This window comes from Vibrio gazogenes, from assembly GCF_002196515.1.
GTDB classification, from domain to species: domain Bacteria; phylum Pseudomonadota; class Gammaproteobacteria; order Enterobacterales; family Vibrionaceae; genus Vibrio; species Vibrio gazogenes_A.
Genome location: NZ_CP018835.1, coordinates 1,821,123 through 1,839,517, shown reverse-complemented (window position 1 = coordinate 1,839,517; position 18,395 = coordinate 1,821,123). Strand labels below are relative to the sequence as shown.

Annotated in this window: 17 protein-coding genes; 14 read left to right on the top strand and 3 right to left on the bottom strand. The window is 46.2% G+C overall.

What is annotated here, in order from left to right; genetic code table 11:
- Window positions 1-9: 9 nt before the first annotated feature.
- Window positions 10-534: a hypothetical protein gene (locus BSQ33_RS08315; protein ID WP_232471912.1), complete on the top strand. Its 525-nt coding sequence runs from the start codon at window positions 10-12 to the stop codon at window positions 532-534.
- Window positions 535-694: 160 nt separating this feature from the next.
- Complete coding sequence (araC, locus tag BSQ33_RS08310) at window positions 695-1,531, top strand: arabinose operon transcriptional regulator AraC (RefSeq protein ID WP_021021204.1); 837 nt, start codon at window positions 695-697, stop codon at window positions 1,529-1,531.
- 48 nt (window positions 1,532-1,579) lie between these two features.
- On the opposite strand, the gene BSQ33_RS08305 is transcribed toward araC, so the two are convergent.
- Entirely contained in the window at window positions 1,580-2,488 is a 909-nt protein-coding gene (locus tag BSQ33_RS08305; protein ID WP_027694313.1) for a DMT family transporter, read from the bottom strand.
- 276 nt (window positions 2,489-2,764) lie between these two features.
- On the opposite strand from BSQ33_RS08305, the gene BSQ33_RS08300 reads away from it, so the two are divergent.
- The 8 genes from BSQ33_RS08300 to tatC all read left to right on the top strand — a co-directional run bounded on the left by BSQ33_RS08300 (window position 2,765) and on the right by tatC (window position 9,285).
- Window positions 2,765-2,998, top strand: a complete 234-nt coding sequence (locus tag BSQ33_RS08300; protein ID WP_088133836.1) for a hypothetical protein — start codon at window positions 2,765-2,767, stop codon at window positions 2,996-2,998.
- A gap of 96 nt (window positions 2,999-3,094) precedes the next feature.
- Window positions 3,095-4,660 carry a DNA recombination protein RmuC gene (rmuC, locus tag BSQ33_RS08295; protein ID WP_021021201.1) on the top strand — a complete coding sequence of 522 codons (1,566 nt, stop codon included), beginning with the start codon at window positions 3,095-3,097 and terminating at the stop codon, window positions 4,658-4,660.
- 156 nt (window positions 4,661-4,816) lie between these two features.
- Complete coding sequence (gene ubiE, locus BSQ33_RS08290) at window positions 4,817-5,569, top strand: bifunctional demethylmenaquinone methyltransferase/2-methoxy-6-polyprenyl-1,4-benzoquinol methylase UbiE (RefSeq protein WP_088134557.1); 753 nt, start codon at window positions 4,817-4,819, stop codon at window positions 5,567-5,569.
- A gap of 13 nt (window positions 5,570-5,582) precedes the next feature.
- On the top strand, window positions 5,583-6,188 hold the full coding sequence (locus tag BSQ33_RS08285) for a ubiquinone biosynthesis accessory factor UbiJ (protein WP_021021199.1): 606 nt from the start codon (window positions 5,583-5,585) through the stop codon (window positions 6,186-6,188).
- Window positions 6,185-7,822: a ubiquinone biosynthesis regulatory protein kinase UbiB gene (gene ubiB, locus BSQ33_RS08280; RefSeq protein WP_021021198.1), complete on the top strand. Its 1,638-nt coding sequence runs from the start codon at window positions 6,185-6,187 to the stop codon at window positions 7,820-7,822. Before BSQ33_RS08285 ends, ubiB begins: the two co-directional genes overlap by 4 nt.
- Window positions 7,823-7,867: 45 nt before the next feature.
- Window positions 7,868-8,092: a twin-arginine translocase TatA/TatE family subunit gene (tatA, locus tag BSQ33_RS08275; RefSeq protein WP_021021197.1), complete on the top strand. Its 225-nt coding sequence runs from the start codon at window positions 7,868-7,870 to the stop codon at window positions 8,090-8,092.
- Between the two features lie 6 nt (window positions 8,093-8,098).
- Window positions 8,099-8,422, top strand: a complete 324-nt coding sequence (gene tatB / locus BSQ33_RS08270) for a Sec-independent protein translocase protein TatB (protein ID WP_021021196.1) — start codon at window positions 8,099-8,101, stop codon at window positions 8,420-8,422.
- A 113-nt stretch (window positions 8,423-8,535) separates the two neighbouring features.
- Complete coding sequence (tatC, locus tag BSQ33_RS08265) at window positions 8,536-9,285, top strand: twin-arginine translocase subunit TatC (RefSeq protein WP_021021195.1); 750 nt, start codon at window positions 8,536-8,538, stop codon at window positions 9,283-9,285.
- A gap of 57 nt (window positions 9,286-9,342) precedes the next feature.
- Here tatC and BSQ33_RS08260 read toward each other — a convergent pair whose 3' ends face one another.
- A complete protein-coding gene (locus BSQ33_RS08260; RefSeq protein ID WP_088133835.1) occupies window positions 9,343-10,107 on the bottom strand; it encodes a TatD family hydrolase in 765 nt (254 codons plus the stop codon).
- Window positions 10,108-10,445: 338 nt separating this feature from the next.
- Between BSQ33_RS08260 and hemB the strand changes: the two genes are divergently transcribed.
- Entirely contained in the window at window positions 10,446-11,492 is a 1,047-nt protein-coding gene (gene hemB / locus BSQ33_RS08255) for a porphobilinogen synthase (protein ID WP_021021193.1), read from the top strand.
- A 706-nt stretch (window positions 11,493-12,198) separates the two neighbouring features.
- Window positions 12,199-14,970 carry a DNA polymerase I gene (gene polA / locus BSQ33_RS08250; RefSeq protein ID WP_021021192.1) on the top strand — a complete coding sequence of 924 codons (2,772 nt, stop codon included), beginning with the start codon at window positions 12,199-12,201 and terminating at the stop codon, window positions 14,968-14,970.
- A 731-nt stretch (window positions 14,971-15,701) separates the two neighbouring features.
- On the opposite strand, the gene yihA is transcribed toward polA, so the two are convergent.
- Complete coding sequence (yihA, locus tag BSQ33_RS08245; protein WP_027694312.1) at window positions 15,702-16,355, bottom strand: ribosome biogenesis GTP-binding protein YihA/YsxC; 654 nt, start codon at window positions 16,353-16,355, stop codon at window positions 15,702-15,704.
- An 851-nt stretch (window positions 16,356-17,206) separates the two neighbouring features.
- Here yihA and BSQ33_RS08235 point away from each other — a divergent pair.
- Together BSQ33_RS08235 and yihI are read left to right on the top strand one after the other, a co-directional pair.
- On the top strand, window positions 17,207-17,845 hold the full coding sequence (locus BSQ33_RS08235; RefSeq protein WP_088133834.1) for a class I SAM-dependent methyltransferase: 639 nt from the start codon (window positions 17,207-17,209) through the stop codon (window positions 17,843-17,845).
- Window positions 17,845-18,393 (top strand): Der GTPase-activating protein YihI, encoded by a 549-nt coding sequence (yihI, locus tag BSQ33_RS08230; RefSeq protein ID WP_088133833.1) that lies wholly within the window; start codon window positions 17,845-17,847, stop codon window positions 18,391-18,393. The genes BSQ33_RS08235 and yihI overlap by 1 nt, the downstream gene beginning before the upstream one ends.
- Window positions 18,394-18,395: the final 2 nt, after the last annotated feature.

The window sequence follows — 18,395 nt, the reverse complement described above, 5'->3', positions numbered from 1 at the left end:
GGAGCCTATGTGAAGATAGACCCGGATGAATTTCAGGTGTCGGATCGGGCACTGTTATCTCATGATCACTGGCAATTGGAAATCGCGTCACATACACCGGTGGCGTTTCAGTTATTCTCCCACCGTAAATTGTTTTTTAGTGGTCAGTTGGAGCTAATCAACAATGATGAGGTGGTTAGTACTGAAGATTTTCACTGGCGGTTTCGGATCAAGGATGACCGGATTGAGCAGTGGTGTAACGTGCAGCTCGGAGAAACCCTCTCACTTGGTATTACGTACTCGTTTCAGCCGGATGCACTGGTGATCGAATATATGGCAAGAAACCGTGTGCCGACCCGTTTGGATATACGACACAATATTCAGGCGATTCAGACGGAGCATGGTTCTGAACCGCGATCCGTGGCCGATATGAAGGGACGGGTAGATCAGTTACAGCGCCAGAATAATGAGCGACCCAGTGACTATCTGGTTGAATCCGGGAATCAACATTTCAGAGAGGCATTTTCTGCCACACAATGGATTTTCTTGTCATAGCTTATGGTTTTAGTTTTACGTCATATTTTTGCGAGCATAGAGCGACTTGAGAATAAAAGGGTGTAACAAGTTTTATACGAAACTGTGAAGTCATAAATCGTATGAAATCGGAGAGTTAGCGTACACTCGGTCGTTACAGGAAAGTAGTATAGGATGTAGGATGCAAGACGATCCGCTCAAACCAGGGTATAACTTCGATGCACATTTGGTTGCAGGGCTGACGCCGATTATTGAAGGAGACGAATTGGATTTTACCATTGACCGCCCCAATGGTATGAAAGGGTATATTATTAACCTGACGAGTAAAGGTGAGGGCACACTTTTTGCCGGTGATCAGGCAATTGATGTCGGCCCCGGTGATTTACTGCTGTTTCCCCCGACAGCAGCCCACTATTACCATCGTAAGGCAGACAGTGTGTGTTGGTTTCATCGCTGGGTTTATTTTCGTCCCCGAGCCTTCTGGCATGATTGGTTGAGCTGGCAGGAAGAGCAACACGGGGTGTATATCACCCGAGGGTTGGACCACACCACCATCCATCATCTGGAACGTTTATTCATTGATATCGAGTATACCGCCAAATCCGATGAACCTTATCGGAGTGATTTATCGATCAATCTGCTGGAACAACTGCTGATTCGTTGTAAGAGTTTGCAACCGGATGTGGTGAGTAAACCACTCGATCCGCGTGTGATCGAGGCGATGAATTATATGACGCAGAACCTCAATCAGGATTTCACCATGGAAATGGTTGCCTCGCATATCTGCCTGTCTCCGTCGCGGTTAGGGCACTTGTTCCGTGAGGAGATGTCGATGACCATTACGCAGTGGCGTGATGATCAGCGTATCAGCCGTGCCAAACAGCTACTGGTCACCACCAACTATTCGGTGAACCAAATCGGTCGCATTGTCGGCTATACCGATCCCCTCTATTTTTCCCGGGTGTTCAAACGTAAGTCGGGCGTGAGCCCCAAACGCTATCGGGAGCAAATTACCTAAGCGCACTTGCCTAATCTTGCAATCAAGCTTCAGGAAAAGTCCCTGAAGCTATTGTTTGGTTTCTTGAGGTGAGCTTGTACGGTTTGGCTTGAATTGCTGAATCGTCAGCCCGGTGATAATACAGACCAGTCCGATGAGTGTTGCCGGATGAATCTGCTCTTGAATGATTACCGCTAACAACAGCAGTGAAATAAACGGAGAGATAAAAATCAGATTACTGATTCTGGCAGTGTGACGGGTACGTTTCAGTGCGTTCAGCCAGAGGAAAAAGGTGATACCCATTTCAAATAACCCAACATAAACAGCACTGAGCCAGCCTTGTGCTGTGATATGAGACCAGTCGGCACCTTCGTAGCGTGACAGGATGAGTGTACAAGGGAGAGCAACGAGAAATCCTAATAGCAGGCTAACGACTGGATCTGCCGTGTTACGGGTATTGAGAATCCAGTAACCGGCCCACAGTAGTGTGGATAATAGGGCGAGCCCGACACCCACAGGGCTCGCGAAATCCAGCGCCAGCAAATTGCCCCGGGTCGCAATCACTAACACCCCCAAATAACACAGTGCCGCCGCCAGATAGTCTTGCTTACGGATCGTTTGTTTCAGAAAAACAGCCGCCATGATGGTTAACGTCATGGCCCAGCTATAGTTGATCGATTGGGCCTGAGAGGCGGGAAGCAGGCGATAGGCCTGAAACAGAATCAGATAATAACAGAGCGGGTTAATCAATCCGGAAATGATGAAATATTTGGGATTGGCAGCAAATGTCGGCAGGATCTGCCCCAGTTGACGCTGATAGGCGCAAATCATCAGTAATGAAATGACGGAAACGACGCAAGCGACAGCCAGCATCTGAATGGGTGTCAGCTGTGCCAGTGTGAGTTTAAATGCTGTTGCGACCGTTGACCACAATAGGACCGCTGTCAGACCGAAGAGCAAGGCTTGTTTTTCATTGATCAGGTTGTTATTCATTTTGGATCAGCCATGGATTTCCATCCGCCACTCGATGGCCTGAGCATAACATAAGCTCTCGTTAACCATGTTATTTGTGTCATATAAACAATAAATCCAAGTGTTACAACATGATGAGTTGGTGAGATGTTGCTCGCATGACTACGTGACGGGATTCGGATTGCCTGCGATCTCAAGGTAAGGTTTTCGGGCGAAAATTCGCGCCTTCGCAACCGCTGAACAGCATGGTTGATCAAGAAAAAAGTTGATAAGGAAAAGAGGATGACGGAGAAGCAATCCGGTGGAAATATTTGGGGGATCTGTCCGTTATGTGGTCCGGTGGAACTACACTCTCAGTTGAGAAACGTGCACTTGCTAGGGCAAACCGGCATGGTGATGGGCATTGTCGTCACGACGTGCAAGCAATGTCAGCAGGTAGTGCATGTTCCCGATGAATCGCTGGAATCGGTCACAACCGCATATGCTCAGCTCACACCGCCAGACATCCGGGGTTAGGTTGACCGGTTTGTACCGCAAATCTACTGGACATTGATCCAGTCCGGCAATACCATTTTTAGTTCTATATGCTGAGAAACAGAATTGATCCCCATGATGCAATGGATTATTGAATACCAATCCCTACTGTTGATGTCTGCCGCCTGTATTGTCGGCTCTGCCGGCATCACGGGCTGGTGGATGAAGCAAAGAATGCAATTGCAATTGAGTCAATTGCAGCAACAACTGGCGAGCCAACAGCAACTCCATGAACAAGTGTTGGATCAGGTCACCACACAATTGCGACAAACTCAGGCTGATTTGCATGAATCAGAAGATGCCCATGATCTGGCAATGGCTGAGCTGAAACAGTTGCATGGGCAGTATATGGCAGCCACTGAAAAACTGGGGCAAATGGCGACCTTGCAGCAAGAGCGGACACAGTTGAATGCCGAACTGGTGCAGTTACGGGAACAGCACGCGCAACTGCAAGGGGAACTGCGTGAGCAGGAAGCGCGCCATCAAGCCCAGATGGTTGCCAGTCAAGAAAAGTTACAGTTGTTGGAACGTGCAGAAGAGCGCTTGAAGCAGCAGTTTGAACAGTTGGCGAATCAGCTGTTTGATGTCAAAACAGCGAAGGTTGATCAGCAGAATAAACAGAGTCTGGAAGGATTGCTGAATCCGTTGAAGTTACAACTGGAGGGATTCAAAAAACAGGTCAATGACAGCTTTAGCCAAGAAGCGAAGGAGCGCCATACACTGGTTCATGAGTTGAAAAATCTACAACGTCTCAATGAACAGATGGCAAAAGAAGCGTTGAATCTGACACAAGCGCTTAAAGGCGATAACAAACAACAAGGCAACTGGGGAGAAGTGGTATTGGCACGGGTTCTGGCTGAGTCAGGGTTACGTGAAGGGCACGAGTATCAGACGCAGGTCAGTTTGCAAAATGAAGCGGGTAAGCGTTATCAACCGGATGTGATCGTCAACCTGCCGAATGAGAAGCAGGTGGTGATCGATTCTAAAATGGCGCTGGTCGCCTATGAACGTTATTTTCATGCCGAGAGTGACATTGAGCGTGATAAAGCCCTTGGTGAACACTTACTTGCGATTCGCGCTCATATCAAAGGGCTGAGTAAAAAAGATTACCAGCAGTTGCAAGGGATCCAGACACTCGATTATGTCTTGATGTTTATTCCGGTTGAACCGGCATTCCAATTGGCAATACAGGCGGATCCTGCTTTGGTCAAAGATGCCATGGAACAAAACATCATTATCGTCAGTCCAACCACATTACTGGTCGCTTTACGAACCGTCGATAATTTATGGCGCAATGAGTACCAGAATCAAAATGCCCAACATATTGCGGAGAAAGCCGGAAAACTCTACGACAAATTACGCTTATTTGTTGATGATATGGACACGCTGGGTCATGCCATCGATAAGGCCGGGCAGAGTTATCAGAATGCCATGAATAAGTTGTCGACCGGGCGTGGTAACGCAATTCGACAGGCGGAAAGTTTTAAGCAACTGGGCGTTGAAGTGAAACGTTCGATTGCTGCCCGGTGGGTTGAGGCGTCGCAGAGAGAGGGGACAGATGCCGGTTCGTCTGAAGTCGGTTTACCGGAAGAGAACGGACAAAACGACAGCACATACATCGGCACAAAATCTGCCGATTGCTGAAAGACATCCGACAGGGGATCCAGTAAACTAGCGCAACCAATCAGTCACATTGGTTTATCAAGCATCTGTTTATTCAGCATTATGGATGATGTGGTAATGTGATGTGTGGCTTCTATTCGATCATGCAAGGTAGGTAAAGGCGTGCAATCTGAAAAAATGGCAGAAAATCAAGAAACGACTCATTTTGGTTTTGAAACCGTCGCCAAAGCGGAGAAAGCGCATAAAGTGGCAGAGGTTTTTCATTCTGTCGCAGCGAAGTACGACATCATGAATGACTTGATGTCCGGTGGAATTCACCGATTGTGGAAACGATTTACGATTGATTGCAGCGGTGTCCGAGCCGGACAGCGAATTTTGGATCTGGGCGGTGGTACTGGCGACCTGACGGCCAAGTTTTCCCGGATGGTCGGTGACACTGGACATGTCGTGTTGGCGGATATCAACAATTCAATGCTATGTGTCGGTCGGGATAAGCTGCGTGATAGCGGTATTATCGGCAATGTACACTATGTTCAGGCGAATGCGGAAGAACTGCCATTCCCCGATAACTATTTTGACTGCATTACAATCAGCTTTTGCCTGCGCAATGTTACCGATAAAGATCAAGCATTACGCTCGATGTTTCGGGTTCTGAAACCCGGCGGGCGTCTGTTGGTACTGGAATTTTCGAAACCAGTATTTGAACCGTTATCTAAGATTTACGATACATATTCGTTCCATCTTTTGCCGAAAATGGGGCAGCTCATTGCCAACGATGCTGACAGTTACCGTTATCTTGCCGAATCGATCCGGATGCATCCGGATCAGGAAACGTTAAAAGAGATGATGGTCGATGCTGGTTTTGAGCAAGTCAATTATTACAATCTGACCGCGGGTATTGTGGCGCTTCACCGTGGTTATAAATTCTGACAAGGCGGTGTCTATGCCATTCGCACCTTTACTGACCGCAACGATTGAAACGATTCTGAACCGACTGATTCAGGATGATCCGGTACTGATTCGTCAGCTTGCCCGCCTGAAAGGTCATGTGATTCAGGTCCATCTCAAAGAGCTGAATCAAACGCTGACATTTGTTTTCAGCCAGCAGGTTGATGTGTTAGCGCAGTATGAAGGGACACCGGATTGTTATCTGTCTTTGACATTGTCGACGCTGCCGCAGTTACGGGAGCAGGCCAATATCACGCAACTGATCAAACAGGATAAGTTGATATTGGAAGGTGATATCCAACTGGCTCAGAAGTTTTCTCAACTGATGACGGACTGCAAACCGGACTGGGAAGAGTGGTTATCACGTCTGAGTGGCGATGTTGTTGCCCATACGGTAACGCAAGCCGCCAAAGATTTTAGTCATTTTTTGCAAGCACAACATCAGCGTCACCAATCCCATCTTGCTCAGGTTTTAACGGAAGAGTGGCAAATTGCTCCGGGACCACTCGCGGTGGCTGATTTTTGTGATCAAGTGGATGAAGTACACAGTCAGTTATCTCGGCTTGAAAGCCGGATTCAGTCTCTGGCGGAGAAACTATGACACCAACAGAAATCAAGCGGTTGTACCGTATCATTAAGGTACAGCTGGAATACGGTCTTGATGAATTTCTCCCTGATCATCACTTGCTCCGAGCGCCATTACTCGCGAGAAAAGCACTTTTCTGGCTGCGGAATCGTTATCCAGAGAAACCATTAGGTGAGCGTCTGCGTCTGGCGCTTCAGGAGCTTGGTCCGGTCTGGATTAAGTTTGGTCAGATGATGTCCACCCGTCGGGACCTGTTCCCCCCGCATATCGCAGATCAATTAGCACTGTTGCAGGATAAAGTGTCACCGTTTGACGGTCACTTAGCGAAGCAACAGATTGAGAAAGCGTTGGGTGGTGCGGTTGAGACTTGGTTCAATGACTTTTCGGTGGAACCGCTGGCCTCTGCGTCGATTGCACAGGTTCATACCGCAACATTGAAATCGAACGGCCGTGAGGTGGTGCTCAAAGTGATTCGTCCTGATATCCAGCCGGTGATTGCCGCGGATATTAAACTGATGCATCGAATGGCTCGTCTTGTTGCCAGAGCGCTCCCCGAAACTCGACGGTTAAAGCCGGTTGAAGTCGTTCTGGAATATGAGAAAACGTTGCGGGATGAACTAGACTTACGACGAGAAGCCGCGAATGCGATTCAGTTGCGACGTAATTTTGAGGGCAGTGAAGAGCTCTATATTCCAGAGGTGATTTCGGAATACAGTAATGAAACCGTGATGGTGTCAGAGCGGATCTATGGGATTCAGGTCTCGGATATTGATGCGCTACAGGCAAATGGTACCAACATGCAGTTGCTGGCGGAACGTGGCGTCAGTGTTTTCTTTACACAAGTCTTCCGAGACAGTTTCTTCCATGCCGACATGCATCCGGGCAATGTGTTTGTTCAGCCAGCTCACCCTGAGAATCCACAATGGATTGGGTTGGATTGCGGGATTGTCGGAACGTTGAACAAAGAAGATAAACGTTATCTGGCGGAAAACTTCCTGGCATTTTTTAATCGTGATTATCGGCGTGTTGCTGAACTCCATGTTGAATCCGGCTGGGTACCATATGATACGGATATTGATGCATTCGAGAGTGCGATTCGGGTTGTGTGTGAACCCATTTTTGCCAAGCCGCTGTGTGAAATCTCATTTGGCCATGTGTTGTTGAATTTATTTAATACGGCCCGTCGCTTTAATATGGAAGTGCAGCCGCAACTGGTCTTACTGCAAAAAACGTTACTTTATGTGGAAGGTTTGGGGCGGCAGTTATACCCTCAACTCGATCTATGGAAAACGGCTAAGCCGTTTTTGGAACGTTGGATGCTTGATCAGGTTGGGCCGGGTGCAGTATTGCGTTCTATCCGTGAGAAGGCACCATTTTGGGTAGAAAAACTACCGGAGTTGCCAGAACTGGTCTATGAAAGTCTTAAGCAAGGGCGCGTGATGAATCAGCGGGTCAATGCGATGTATCAGGATTACCGTCAGGTGAAACGGGATCAGGCCCGAGGAAAATTTTTCTTAGGGATTGGGGCAACAGCACTGATCTGTTCAGCCGTCTTTTTGGCGAATGGGCAAGAGCCTCATCTGTCAATCAGTACCGCTGTCATCGGCGGGATGTCTTGGTTAGTCAGTTGGATGTTCTACCGCCGGTAAAACATGTCTGCTGAGCGATTTGACGAAGCATAAAAGGATTGTGATATGGGTGGCATTGGTGTTACGGAATTACTGATTATTGCGGCTATTGTGGTGCTACTGTTTGGCACAAAAAAATTGCGGAGCATGGGTAGCGATCTGGGTAGTGCAGTGAAAGGCTTTAGAAAAGCGATGGATGAAGATCCTGCTGAAACGCAGCGTGAAAAACCAGATGAAACACCACAGAAATCGGCTTCTTCTGCACAGAACAACCATCAAGATAAAGAGTAGCTCCCGATGTTTGATATCGGTTTTTGGGAGCTGGTATTAATTTCGGTGATCGCACTGGTTGTTCTGGGGCCGGAGCGTTTGCCCCATGCGATTCGAAGCCTCGCCCGATTTATTGCGTCTGTGAAACAGGTTGCCAGTCACGTTCAGCATGAACTGTCTCAAGAGTTGCAGAGTCAGGAACTCAAAGACAAGCACCAACAAGCTGAGCAAATGAAAGCGAACGATCCATTTCCTGAATTACATCCGTCGCATGAATCCATGGATCCCCCCATTCGTGATGTTGAGCAATCCTCAACGCATGATGAAAGCACAGAGAAACCGTCTAAATAATGGTTGTCGTATCGTGGTTGTGAGATAACAGCGGCGGTATATTCAGCATTACGCGTGTTGTTTCGGCTTGTTTTTTCTGACGTCATCTGTGCCTGACGTGATATGGAGTCAATATGTCGTCTGTTGAGCAAACCCAACCTTTAATTCGTCACTTACTGGAATTACGTGATCGATTGCTGCGCTGTATTGTGGCCGTTATCGTTGTATTTCTTGGTTTGGTCTATTTTGCCAATCATATTTACGAGTTTGTTGCCCAGCCGCTGGTTGAGAGGTTACCCGCAGGCGCGACCATGATTGCCACCGACGTTGCTTCACCATTCTTTACCCCGCTTAAGCTGACACTGATTGTTGCGCTGTTCATCACGGTTCCATATCTGCTTTACCAAATCTGGGCCTTTGTTGCTCCGGGTCTGTATCGACATGAACGCAAGCTGGTAATGCCTCTGATATTGTCGAGTTCGGTCTTATTTTATTGTGGGGTCGCATTCGCTTATTTTGTGGTTTTTCCTTTAGTGTTCGGTTTCTTTACGGCGATTTCTCTCGGAGGGGTTGCTTTTGCGACTGACATTGCCAGCTATCTTGATTTTGTCCTAGCGCTGTTTTTAGCATTTGGGATTGCCTTTGAAGTGCCGGTGGCCATCATGCTGCTTTGTTGGACGGGGGCAACAACACCAAAAGCACTTCAGCAAAAACGACCTTACATTATTGTCGGCGCATTTGTTGTCGGGATGTTGCTGACGCCACCGGATATTATTTCTCAGACGCTGCTGGCTGTTCCTATCTGTCTGTTGTTTGAAATTGGCGTTTTCTGTGCCCGTTTCTATAGCCAAAAAGTCCCTGAAAAAGAGGAACAGGATTCGTAGCGAAGACTTGCAACCGATGTGCATACAATGATACTTCGGCAATGCTTTTGTGTTATCTCAGGACAGGCGAAATAACTGCTGCGCATTATCCGTGGTCAGTCTGTCTACATCTTCAAGCGACATCTCTTTCAAGGTCGCAATCCGTTGGGCAACAAGGTGAGTGTAGGCCGGTTCATTGCGTTTTCCACGGTGAGGTACCGGGGCCAGATAAGGGCAGTCTGTTTCCAGTATAATTTGCCGGATATCCAGATGTGGAACGACTTGATCCATCCCGCCATTTTTAAACGTCGTCACACCGCCTAAGCCAAGATGAAAGCCTAAATCCTGAATCGCTTTGGCTTCTTCAACACTGCCACCAAAACAGTGAAAGACCCCTTGTAGAGAACCGTCTTGGGCCTGGCTGAGCAGTTTAATGGTTTCTTGCATTGAGTTGCGGGTGTGAATCACAACCGGCAGCTGCTTCTCTTTCGCCCAGTTCAGTTGAGTGAGAAAAGCTTCCTCTTGTTGTGCTTGATAGGTCGTGTCCCAGTATAGATCGATACCAATTTCACCGACGGCAATGAACTGATGTTGATCAAACCATGCATGAATGATATCCAGTGTCTGATGAACATTTTGATCCACGTAGCAAGGATGTAATCCCATCATTGAACGACATATTTCAGGATAGGCGGCCTCGGTTGCCAGCATTGGTTCGATAGAGTCGAGATCGATATTCGGCATACAGATCATATCGACACCTTGAGCCAGAGCTCGTTGAATCACATCTTCTCGGTCATGGTCAAATTCACGGGCATAAACATGGGCGTGCGTATCAATCATGGTATTTTCCGGTCATGGGTTGAATGAGACATTATAAAAGATCGTCGCCTTGAGGTCATTTTTTGAATTTTTACCTCAATAGGCATGGTGTGTCAGTTGGACAGTGATATGATTTCAGCTCACTTCCAGTGACAATACTGCGTCTTCTCAACCATCGTATTGTCAGATGAGAAGGTCATATTCGTGTTGTGAGAGCAGCAGGTCTTTGTCGCCGTGTACTTTTTATCGGTGCTTTCCGTTTTCAGAACGGCTTATAAGCAGAATCGTGCGTGATAGGTACAAGGTGTTGTGGCAAGGCTTGATGCTGTTTGCAACCCACATCAGAGAAGGAGTTACATGTGTCAGTTTCTATCGTAGGTCAGTTTCCCGGTCGTCGTATGCGTCGTGTGCGTAAACATGATTTTAGCCGTCGCTTGGTTGCCGAAAATCAGCTATCAGTCAGTGACCTGATTTATCCGATATTTGTGTTGATGGGCAAAGATCGCCGTGAGCCGGTTGAGTCGATGCCGGGTGTGGATCGTTTATCGATCGATGTACTTCTTGAAGAAGCGCAGTATCTTGCGAGTCTCGGTGTGCCAGCCATTGCACTGTTTCCTGCTGTGAATCAGGATGCCAAAAGCATTGATGCAGCCGAGGCTTATAATCCTGAAGGTTTGATTCAACGGGCGGTTCGTTCTTTGAAAGAGCATGTGCCTGAAATCGGTGTCATTACCGATGTCGCATTAGATCCATATACCACCCATGGTCAGGATGGCATCATCGATGAAGAGGGATATGTGATCAATGATGTGACAACGGAAGTGCTGATTAAACAAGCTTTGTCTCATGCTGAGGCCGGTGCTGATGTGGTTGCACCGTCAGATATGATGGATGGCCGGATTGGCTTGATCCGTGATGCGCTGGAAGAGTCGGGGTACATTCACACGCAGATTATGGCTTACTCGGCGAAATATGCATCGAGTTATTATGGTCCTTTTCGTGATGCGATTGGTTCAGCAAGTAATCTGAAAGGCGGTAATAAAAAAACCTATCAGATGGATCCGGCGAATACTGATGAAGCCTTACAAGAAGTGGCGTTAGATGTTGGTGAAGGTGCTGATATGGTGATGGTGAAACCGGGGATGCCGTATTTGGATGTTGTCCGTCGGGTGAAATCTGAGTTGCAGGTGCCGACATTTGCTTATCAGGTTTCCGGCGAATATGCGATGCATAAAGCTGCTTTCATGAATGGCTGGTTGAAGGAGAAAGAGACGGTCATCGAATCGTTACTTTGCTTTAAACGGGCAGGTGCGGATGGCATTCTGACCTATTTCGCGAAAGATGTTGCGCAGTGGCTTGCTGAAGAGCAAGCGGAGCGGGTTGCCGCACTGAAAAAACATCAATGACATTAATATCAGTAATCTCATCGAGTGAAAAATTTATCCAAGGCTGGCAGTTGTCAGCCTTTATTGTTTTATTAATGAGTCAGTTACGCTTACAACTAAAACTAAATGAGACTTTTTCTCATTTAATGCTTGATCTTTTAAATGAGAATAATTATTATTACTACCGTCTTAGGGAATGAGGAAGTTCACCACAGCGCCTAGACGTAGCTCGATTTATTTTGACTACTCGATGCGATGGTGTTTACAGGCTTGCACTCTTCTTTTTGACACGACATTGCTCACATTGCTTCCAGTGTATTTATAGCTTTATAAGAAAGCGATTTGGTCACACGTATCACTTTCTTGCTTATGCTAGGCGACATCCTTTGGGTGTCGCTTTTTCTTTTTTAGTCAGATTGTTTTTGTTAACAGAACGATATACTTTTCCACAATGATTGATCCCAAAAAGATCATGTTTTTTTACACAGATCTTTTATTTAATAATTTAAAATCAAGTGGTTATATGTGTGTTTTTCGTCGTTTTTACTGATTGTATATGAGTGGAAATAAAACTATGAACAGACTTATCCACAATATCAAATCTTTTCTGTGGATTTCAGTCGTTTTGGATTTCGGTAAAAACTCGGTAGAACGTGGAATCCTCAGGGAACTCATGGCATTCTAAGCAGATAATGTTGAGACCTCCACATCCGGATACCAAAAAACTATGGCCCATATTCCTGATAACCCGCTCATTCTGATTGACGGTTCTTCTTATCTTTATCGTGCATTCCATGCCTATCCAAGCACCATGAGTAATGGTGAAATCCCCACCAATGCCGTTTATGGTGTCATTAATATGATCCGTAGCATGATGCGTCAGTATCCTTCGGAGCGGATTGCCGTTGTGTTTGATGCAAAAGGCAAAACGTTCCGTGATGAGATGTACGCAGAATATAAAGCCAATCGCCCACCAATGCCGGATGAATTACGTTGTCAGATTGAACCGTTGCATAAGATTATCCGTTCTATGGGGTTACCGTTAATCGCGATCGAAGGTGTGGAAGCCGACGATGTGATCGGGACGATCGCGATGCAAGCAACCAATGCCGATGTTCCGGTGCTGATTAGCACGGGTGATAAAGATATGGCGCAATTGGTGAATGATAAAGTGACCTTGATCAACACCATGACGAATGTCGTGATGGATCGCGAAGGCGTGATAGAGAAGTTCGGGATACCTCCGGAACTCATCATCGACTATCTGGCGTTGATGGGCGATAAAGTTGATAACATTCCGGGCGTGCCGGGTGTTGGTGAAAAGACAGCGACTGCATTGCTTCAGGGAATCGGCGGTCTGGAAGCGCTCTATCAGAATCTCGATAAAATTGCTGATTTGGGATTCCGGGGTTCCAAAACAATGGCGAAGAAGCTGGAAGAGAATAAAGACAATGCATGGCTTTCTTACCAACTCGCGACGATTAAACTAGATGTTGAGCTGGAAGATACTCTGGATACGTTGGTCAAGCGTCCTGCGGATCGAGAAGCGCTGATTCAGCAGTATGGGCAACTGACATTTAAATCTTGGCTGAATGAACTGATTGAAAGCCCGGAGGGAAGCCCTGAAATAAATCAGGCATCTGATGCGGCTTCGGTAACAATGGATACTTCAGCGGTCAATATTGATCGCAGCCAGTATCAGACCGTTTTGAGTGAATCTGATTTTATGGCTTGGCTAGACAAGCTAAAAAATGCATCTCTGTTTGCTTTCGATACCGAAACGGATGGATTGGATTATATGACAGCCAATCTCGTTGGGGTGTCATTTGCAATCAATGAAGGTGAAGCGGCCTATGTGCCGGTTGCGCATGATTATATGGATGCACCGGAGCAGTTGGATCGCGATTGGGTATTGGCCCAACTTAAGCCGATTCTGGAAGATGAACACAGCCATAAAGTCGGACAGAACCTGAAGTTTGATATGAGTATCTTGGCTCGTTATGACATTGAATTACGTGGGATTGAGCATGATACCATGCTGGCTTCTTACGTATATGACAGTGTGGGCGGACGGCATGATATGGATAGTCTGGCGCTCCGTTTTCTGCAACATAGTTGTATTTCATTCGAGCAAATTGCCGGCAAAGGTAAAAATCAGCTGACATTTAACCAAATCGATCTGGAACAAGCGGGCGTTTACGCAGCAGAAGATGCGGATGTCACGCTCCGGTTGCACCACCGCCTGATGGATAACTTGGCGCAGAATGAAGCACTGTTGCGCGTCTATCAAGAGATTGAAGTGCCATTGGTTCCCGTGCTGTCAAGGATGGAGAGAACAGGTGTCCATATCGATGATATGCGGTTGAATGTTCAGTCTCAGGAAATTGCTCAGCGGCTAGAGGCATTGGAGAGCAAGGCATTTGAAATTGCCGGAGAGTCATTTAATTTGAGTTCTCCAAAGCAGCTACAACGTATTTTCTTTGAAAAAATGGGGCTGCCGGTCGTGAAAAAAACACCTTCCGGAACGCCATCAACCAATGAAGAAGTTTTACAGGAGCTGGCTCTCGATTATCCGTTGCCGAAAGTGATTCTGGAGCATCGTGGTCTGGCGAAACTGAAATCGACTTACACCGATAAGTTACCCAAAATGATTAATCCGGTGACTGGGCGCGTACATACCTCTTATCATCAAGCGGTGACCGCAACCGGACGGCTGTCATCAACCGATCCGAATTTACAGAATATTCCGGTACGGAATGAAGAAGGACGGCGGATTCGTCAGGCATTTGTCACTGAACCCGGTTGGAAGATTGTCGCGATCGACTATTCTCAGATTGAGTTGAGAATCATGGCACATCTGTCAGGTGATCAGTCTTTGTTAGATGCCTTCCAGCAAGGAAAAGATATTCATGCCGCTACAGCGGCTGAAATTTTAGGGACTTCACTTGATCAGGTCTCCAGCGAACAGCGTCGCCGTGCCAAAGCCGTCAACTTTGGTTTGATCTATGGCATGAGTGCATTTGGTTTGGCGAAACAGCTTGGTATTCCTCGGAGCGAAGCGCAATCGTATATGGAGAGATACTTCGAGCGTTATCCCGGTGTGATGCAGTACATGGAAGATACGCGTGCGCAAGCAAGCGAGCAGGGATATGTAGAAACCCTATTTGGCCGTCGCTTACATTTACCGGAAATTCGCTCCGGTAATGGCATGCGGAGAAAAGCTGCGGAACGTGCTGCGATCAATGCACCGATGCAGGGAACTGCCGCTGATATCATCAAAAAAGCGATGTTATTAGTGGATGCATGGATCGAGCAAGAAGGTCAGGGGAGAGTCCGATTGTTGATGCAGGTGCACGATGAGCTGGTTTTTGAAATCCAAGAGTCATCTCTGACCGAAATTGAAAGTAAAATACAAAAACTCATGGAATCCGCAGCAACACTTCGTGTGCCTTTAGTTGCAGAGGTTGGACGGGGTGATAGTTGGGAACAAGCCCATTAATCGGCTTTTTTGGCCAATATAGTCTAATTTTTATGAGCTGGCGCACAAGTGTCAGCTTTTTTTTTACATAAAAAAAGTAACAAAATATCAGTTTCTTATGTTGTCTGATTTAATATGAGTGAAAAAAAACTACAAAATGGGTTTTCTTTTTCATCAGTTTATTGTACATTTAATGACGTAGGGTACAGAGGTAAGATGTTCTATCTTTCAGACCTTTTGTTTCACGTTATTGGATTAGGCTGTTTCAGCCGCCCCAGTCAGTTTTTGACTGGGGCGTTTTTTATTGTGTTAAACATATGTTATTCATCAATAAAATTCGAATCCCCATCCGCATTCAGTCGTTACGTTGCGACGTCTATTCTACAAATCATTGATAAAAATCTTAGTTTTTCTTCTGGTACATCAACATTCTCCAATGAATGAATGTAACGATTCTGTAATTAATTACCCGTCACAAAATAGTTATTTCATTAAAGAAACAAAGTGTTAAATTTTAGTTAATAGTATTGTATATCAAAATGTTAGACTGGTTTTGGGGGCAATCGGGTATGGGTGTGGAAGGATTGAAAAATCAGATAAATTCAACGATGCTGTAAGGGCACAAAAACAAAACAATTAGAAGAAGTTCATTATCTCTCCCATTACCCTGCCAGGAAGGCGGGGTTTTTTATGTCCGGAAGAAAAGCGTGATGGTTTCGCTATCTCTTCCGGAGTTTCGGGCACCGGAGTTATCAATCAGACTCGCTGTTCGCGTCACTGTCTTGTTCATCCTGAGGGGCAAATGCCGGTGCATACCAGCTATCAAGTTTTTGGCGCAGAACATCCACGCCCAGTCCTGAAGTTGAGGAAAATGCATCAACACTGACATCACCACAAAATGCCATAGATGCTTCGCGAATTTTCAGCACCTGTGCTTTTCTGGCACCACTTTTGAGTTTGTCGGCTTTCGTCAGCAGGACCTGGACCGGAATATTGCTTTCCACAGCCCAATAGATCAGTTGTTGGTCTAAATCTTTCATGGGATGGCGAATATCCATCAAAACCACCAGTCCTTTTAAACACTGACGTGCTTGCAGATACTCTCCGAGTGCTTTTTGCCATTTCTTCTTGAGTTCCGGTGGAACCTGAGCAAATCCATATCCCGGCAGATCGACAATATGGCAACCATCAGTGACTTGGAAAAGGTTGATTAACTGAGTTCGTCCCGGGGTCTTACTGGTTTTAGCTAAGCTTTTTTGATTGGCTAAGCGATTTAAAGCACTGGATTTTCCTGCATTGGAGCGTCCGGCAAACGCGATCTCGATGCCTTCATCTTCCGGCAAGTGGCGGATATCTGGGGCACTGGTAATAAAATGCGTATTTTGATAGTGGATTTTTACACTCAAGGTAGACTCCATGGTAACTGTCTGCTGTTGATGAATCATGTGCCGGAATGCAATGGTATCACAGCCATAACCTTAACGATGGTCTCTGCGAAACGCTCCCCCGATTCATGGGACTGGCGATTATACACGACTCCTATCAGAATCTGGAACATTATCACAGCGCAATGGGCGCAAGTTTGTGCGTGATGATGTCGCGAGTGATTGGTTTGATGGGCACTGACTGCCTTTGGCTCGGGGTGTTCCTTTTTTTCTATATAGATTGTGCGAGATCTGCTATAGATAAGCTGATGATTACACTGAGAATGATTTTAATTTTATGATTTTATTATTATTTTTAATATTGCCGATGGAATGTGATCAGAATCATTTTTTGATGGGTTGTGTCTGGCGGGGGAAAGGGTAAAGTTATTGCGTCGCTTTAAGGATGAATCGCTCATGCTGAGGTGACTGACAAACAGGATGTTTGTCTGATAAGGATGGTCTGCTTGGCCCTATGGAATGGGGATGTAATGGAACCAAGCCACGGAAGTGCTTCGTTACAATGATGTTTTCAGGGATAGTGAAAATTCATCAGGATTGATGACGAACAACAATGTTTTTGCAAGGAAAGCACGAACAACAAAAGGAATATTGTGCGCATCGCTATGTGCCAGATAGTTTCCGTCACTACGGTGACTGTTTAGAAAGCGACAGATCATTCTGTCGCTTTTTTTATCTCTCTCTTTTGGTCAAACAGAAAATCATCGTGTCTATCTGCTGAATCAGTTATCCGCTGAAGAAAAAATAAGCTTAAATACTCCACTATCGGGTGAGTTTCTGGTATGTTGCGCATCCCGTAACAAGGAGTCCATATGATCTCATGTCCACTATGCGGTGCTGAATCGCTGGGGGTTTATCATCGGGATAAACATCGCGACTATTGGCAATGCCACCAATGCTATTTGGTGAGTGTCGCGCCTGCATTCCGTCTGGATGCAGAATCAGAAAAATCCATCTATGATCTGCATGAGAACCATCCATCTGATACGGGATATCGGCGATTTTTGTCTCGCCTGACTGTGCCTTTAGCGGCGCGGATTGCCCCGAATGCTCATGGGTTAGATTTTGGATGCGGCCCCGGACCGACGCTCTCTTTAATGATGGAAGAGCAAGGGTTTCGGATGGCTGTATACGATGTCTTTTATTTCCCACAGAAGACGGTGTTAGAATCAAGCTATGATTTTATTACCGCAACAGAAGTGATTGAACACTTATATTCTCCGGGCCAAGTGTGGCAGCAGTGGCTGACATTGGTAAAGCCGGGAGGATATATCGGAATTATGACCAAATTAGTCAAAAATTTGGACGCGTTTACACGGTGGCATTATAAGAATGATCTCACCCATGTAAGCTTTTTTAGCCGAGAGACTTTTTGTTTTCTAGCAGAACGAGATGCTCTCGAAATTGAATTTATCGGTAGTGATGTAATTTTACTGAGGAAGAGCCAGTAATGAGCCGTAACAAGAAAGTAAGATCATCTGGGAATACAGATGTCGTTGTCGTTCGTCAGCGTTCTCAGGCAGATATAGAAGGGCGTTTGCGCAAGAAGCTGAAAAAGAGAAAAGGCTTGAAAACCGGCAGCCGCCATTCAGAAGAATCCGGCAATACACGTCGATTGAATTCTTCGCAAGCGCAGGATCCTCGTTTGGGGAGTAAGAAAAAAATTCCGCTGGTCGTAGAAACGCAGCCAAAAGTCATCGCTGAGAAACGGCAAAACCAAGCAGAACAAGAGCTGGCTTTGCTCGAAAATGATGTGCAGCTTCATGCTTTGCTTGCTCGGTTAGATCAGGGAGAGAAGCTGGGTGCAGGCTTGCAGCAGTATGTTGATGAAAAGCTCAATCGAATTGAACAACTGATGAAACAGCTTGGGCTATTTGATGAAGAGAGTGATGAAGAGGTATCCTCTGAGTCTCCGGCGGTGAAATCAAAGCCAAGAAGCGCATCAGATGACGAACTTCTGGAGAAATTTACCGGATTGAATTCGGATGATTTTCAGTAATA

Excerpts from the sequence above, each read along its gene's own strand:
- BSQ33_RS08235 (WP_088133834.1), top strand. The coding sequence starts at position 17,207 with ATGATCTCATGTCCACTATGCGGTGCTGAATCGCTGGGGGTTTATCAT.
- rmuC (WP_021021201.1), top strand. The coding sequence starts at position 3,095 with ATGCAATGGATTATTGAATACCAATCCCTACTGTTGATGTCTGCCGCC.
- yihI (WP_088133833.1), top strand. The coding sequence starts at position 17,845 with ATGAGCCGTAACAAGAAAGTAAGATCATCTGGGAATACAGATGTCGTT.
- BSQ33_RS08260 (WP_088133835.1), bottom strand. The coding sequence starts at position 10,107 with ATGATTGATACGCACGCCCATGTTTATGCCCGTGAATTTGACCATGAC.
- polA (WP_021021192.1), top strand. The coding sequence starts at position 12,199 with ATGGCCCATATTCCTGATAACCCGCTCATTCTGATTGACGGTTCTTCT.
- araC (WP_021021204.1), top strand. The coding sequence starts at position 695 with ATGCAAGACGATCCGCTCAAACCAGGGTATAACTTCGATGCACATTTG.
- ubiE (WP_088134557.1), top strand. The coding sequence starts at position 4,817 with ATGGCAGAAAATCAAGAAACGACTCATTTTGGTTTTGAAACCGTCGCC.
- tatC (WP_021021195.1), top strand. The coding sequence starts at position 8,536 with ATGTCGTCTGTTGAGCAAACCCAACCTTTAATTCGTCACTTACTGGAA.
- ubiB (WP_021021198.1), top strand. The coding sequence starts at position 6,185 with ATGACACCAACAGAAATCAAGCGGTTGTACCGTATCATTAAGGTACAG.
- tatA (WP_021021197.1), top strand. The coding sequence starts at position 7,868 with ATGGGTGGCATTGGTGTTACGGAATTACTGATTATTGCGGCTATTGTG.
- BSQ33_RS08300 (WP_088133836.1), top strand. The coding sequence starts at position 2,765 with ATGACGGAGAAGCAATCCGGTGGAAATATTTGGGGGATCTGTCCGTTA.
- BSQ33_RS08285 (WP_021021199.1), top strand. The coding sequence starts at position 5,583 with ATGCCATTCGCACCTTTACTGACCGCAACGATTGAAACGATTCTGAAC.
- tatB (WP_021021196.1), top strand. The coding sequence starts at position 8,099 with ATGTTTGATATCGGTTTTTGGGAGCTGGTATTAATTTCGGTGATCGCA.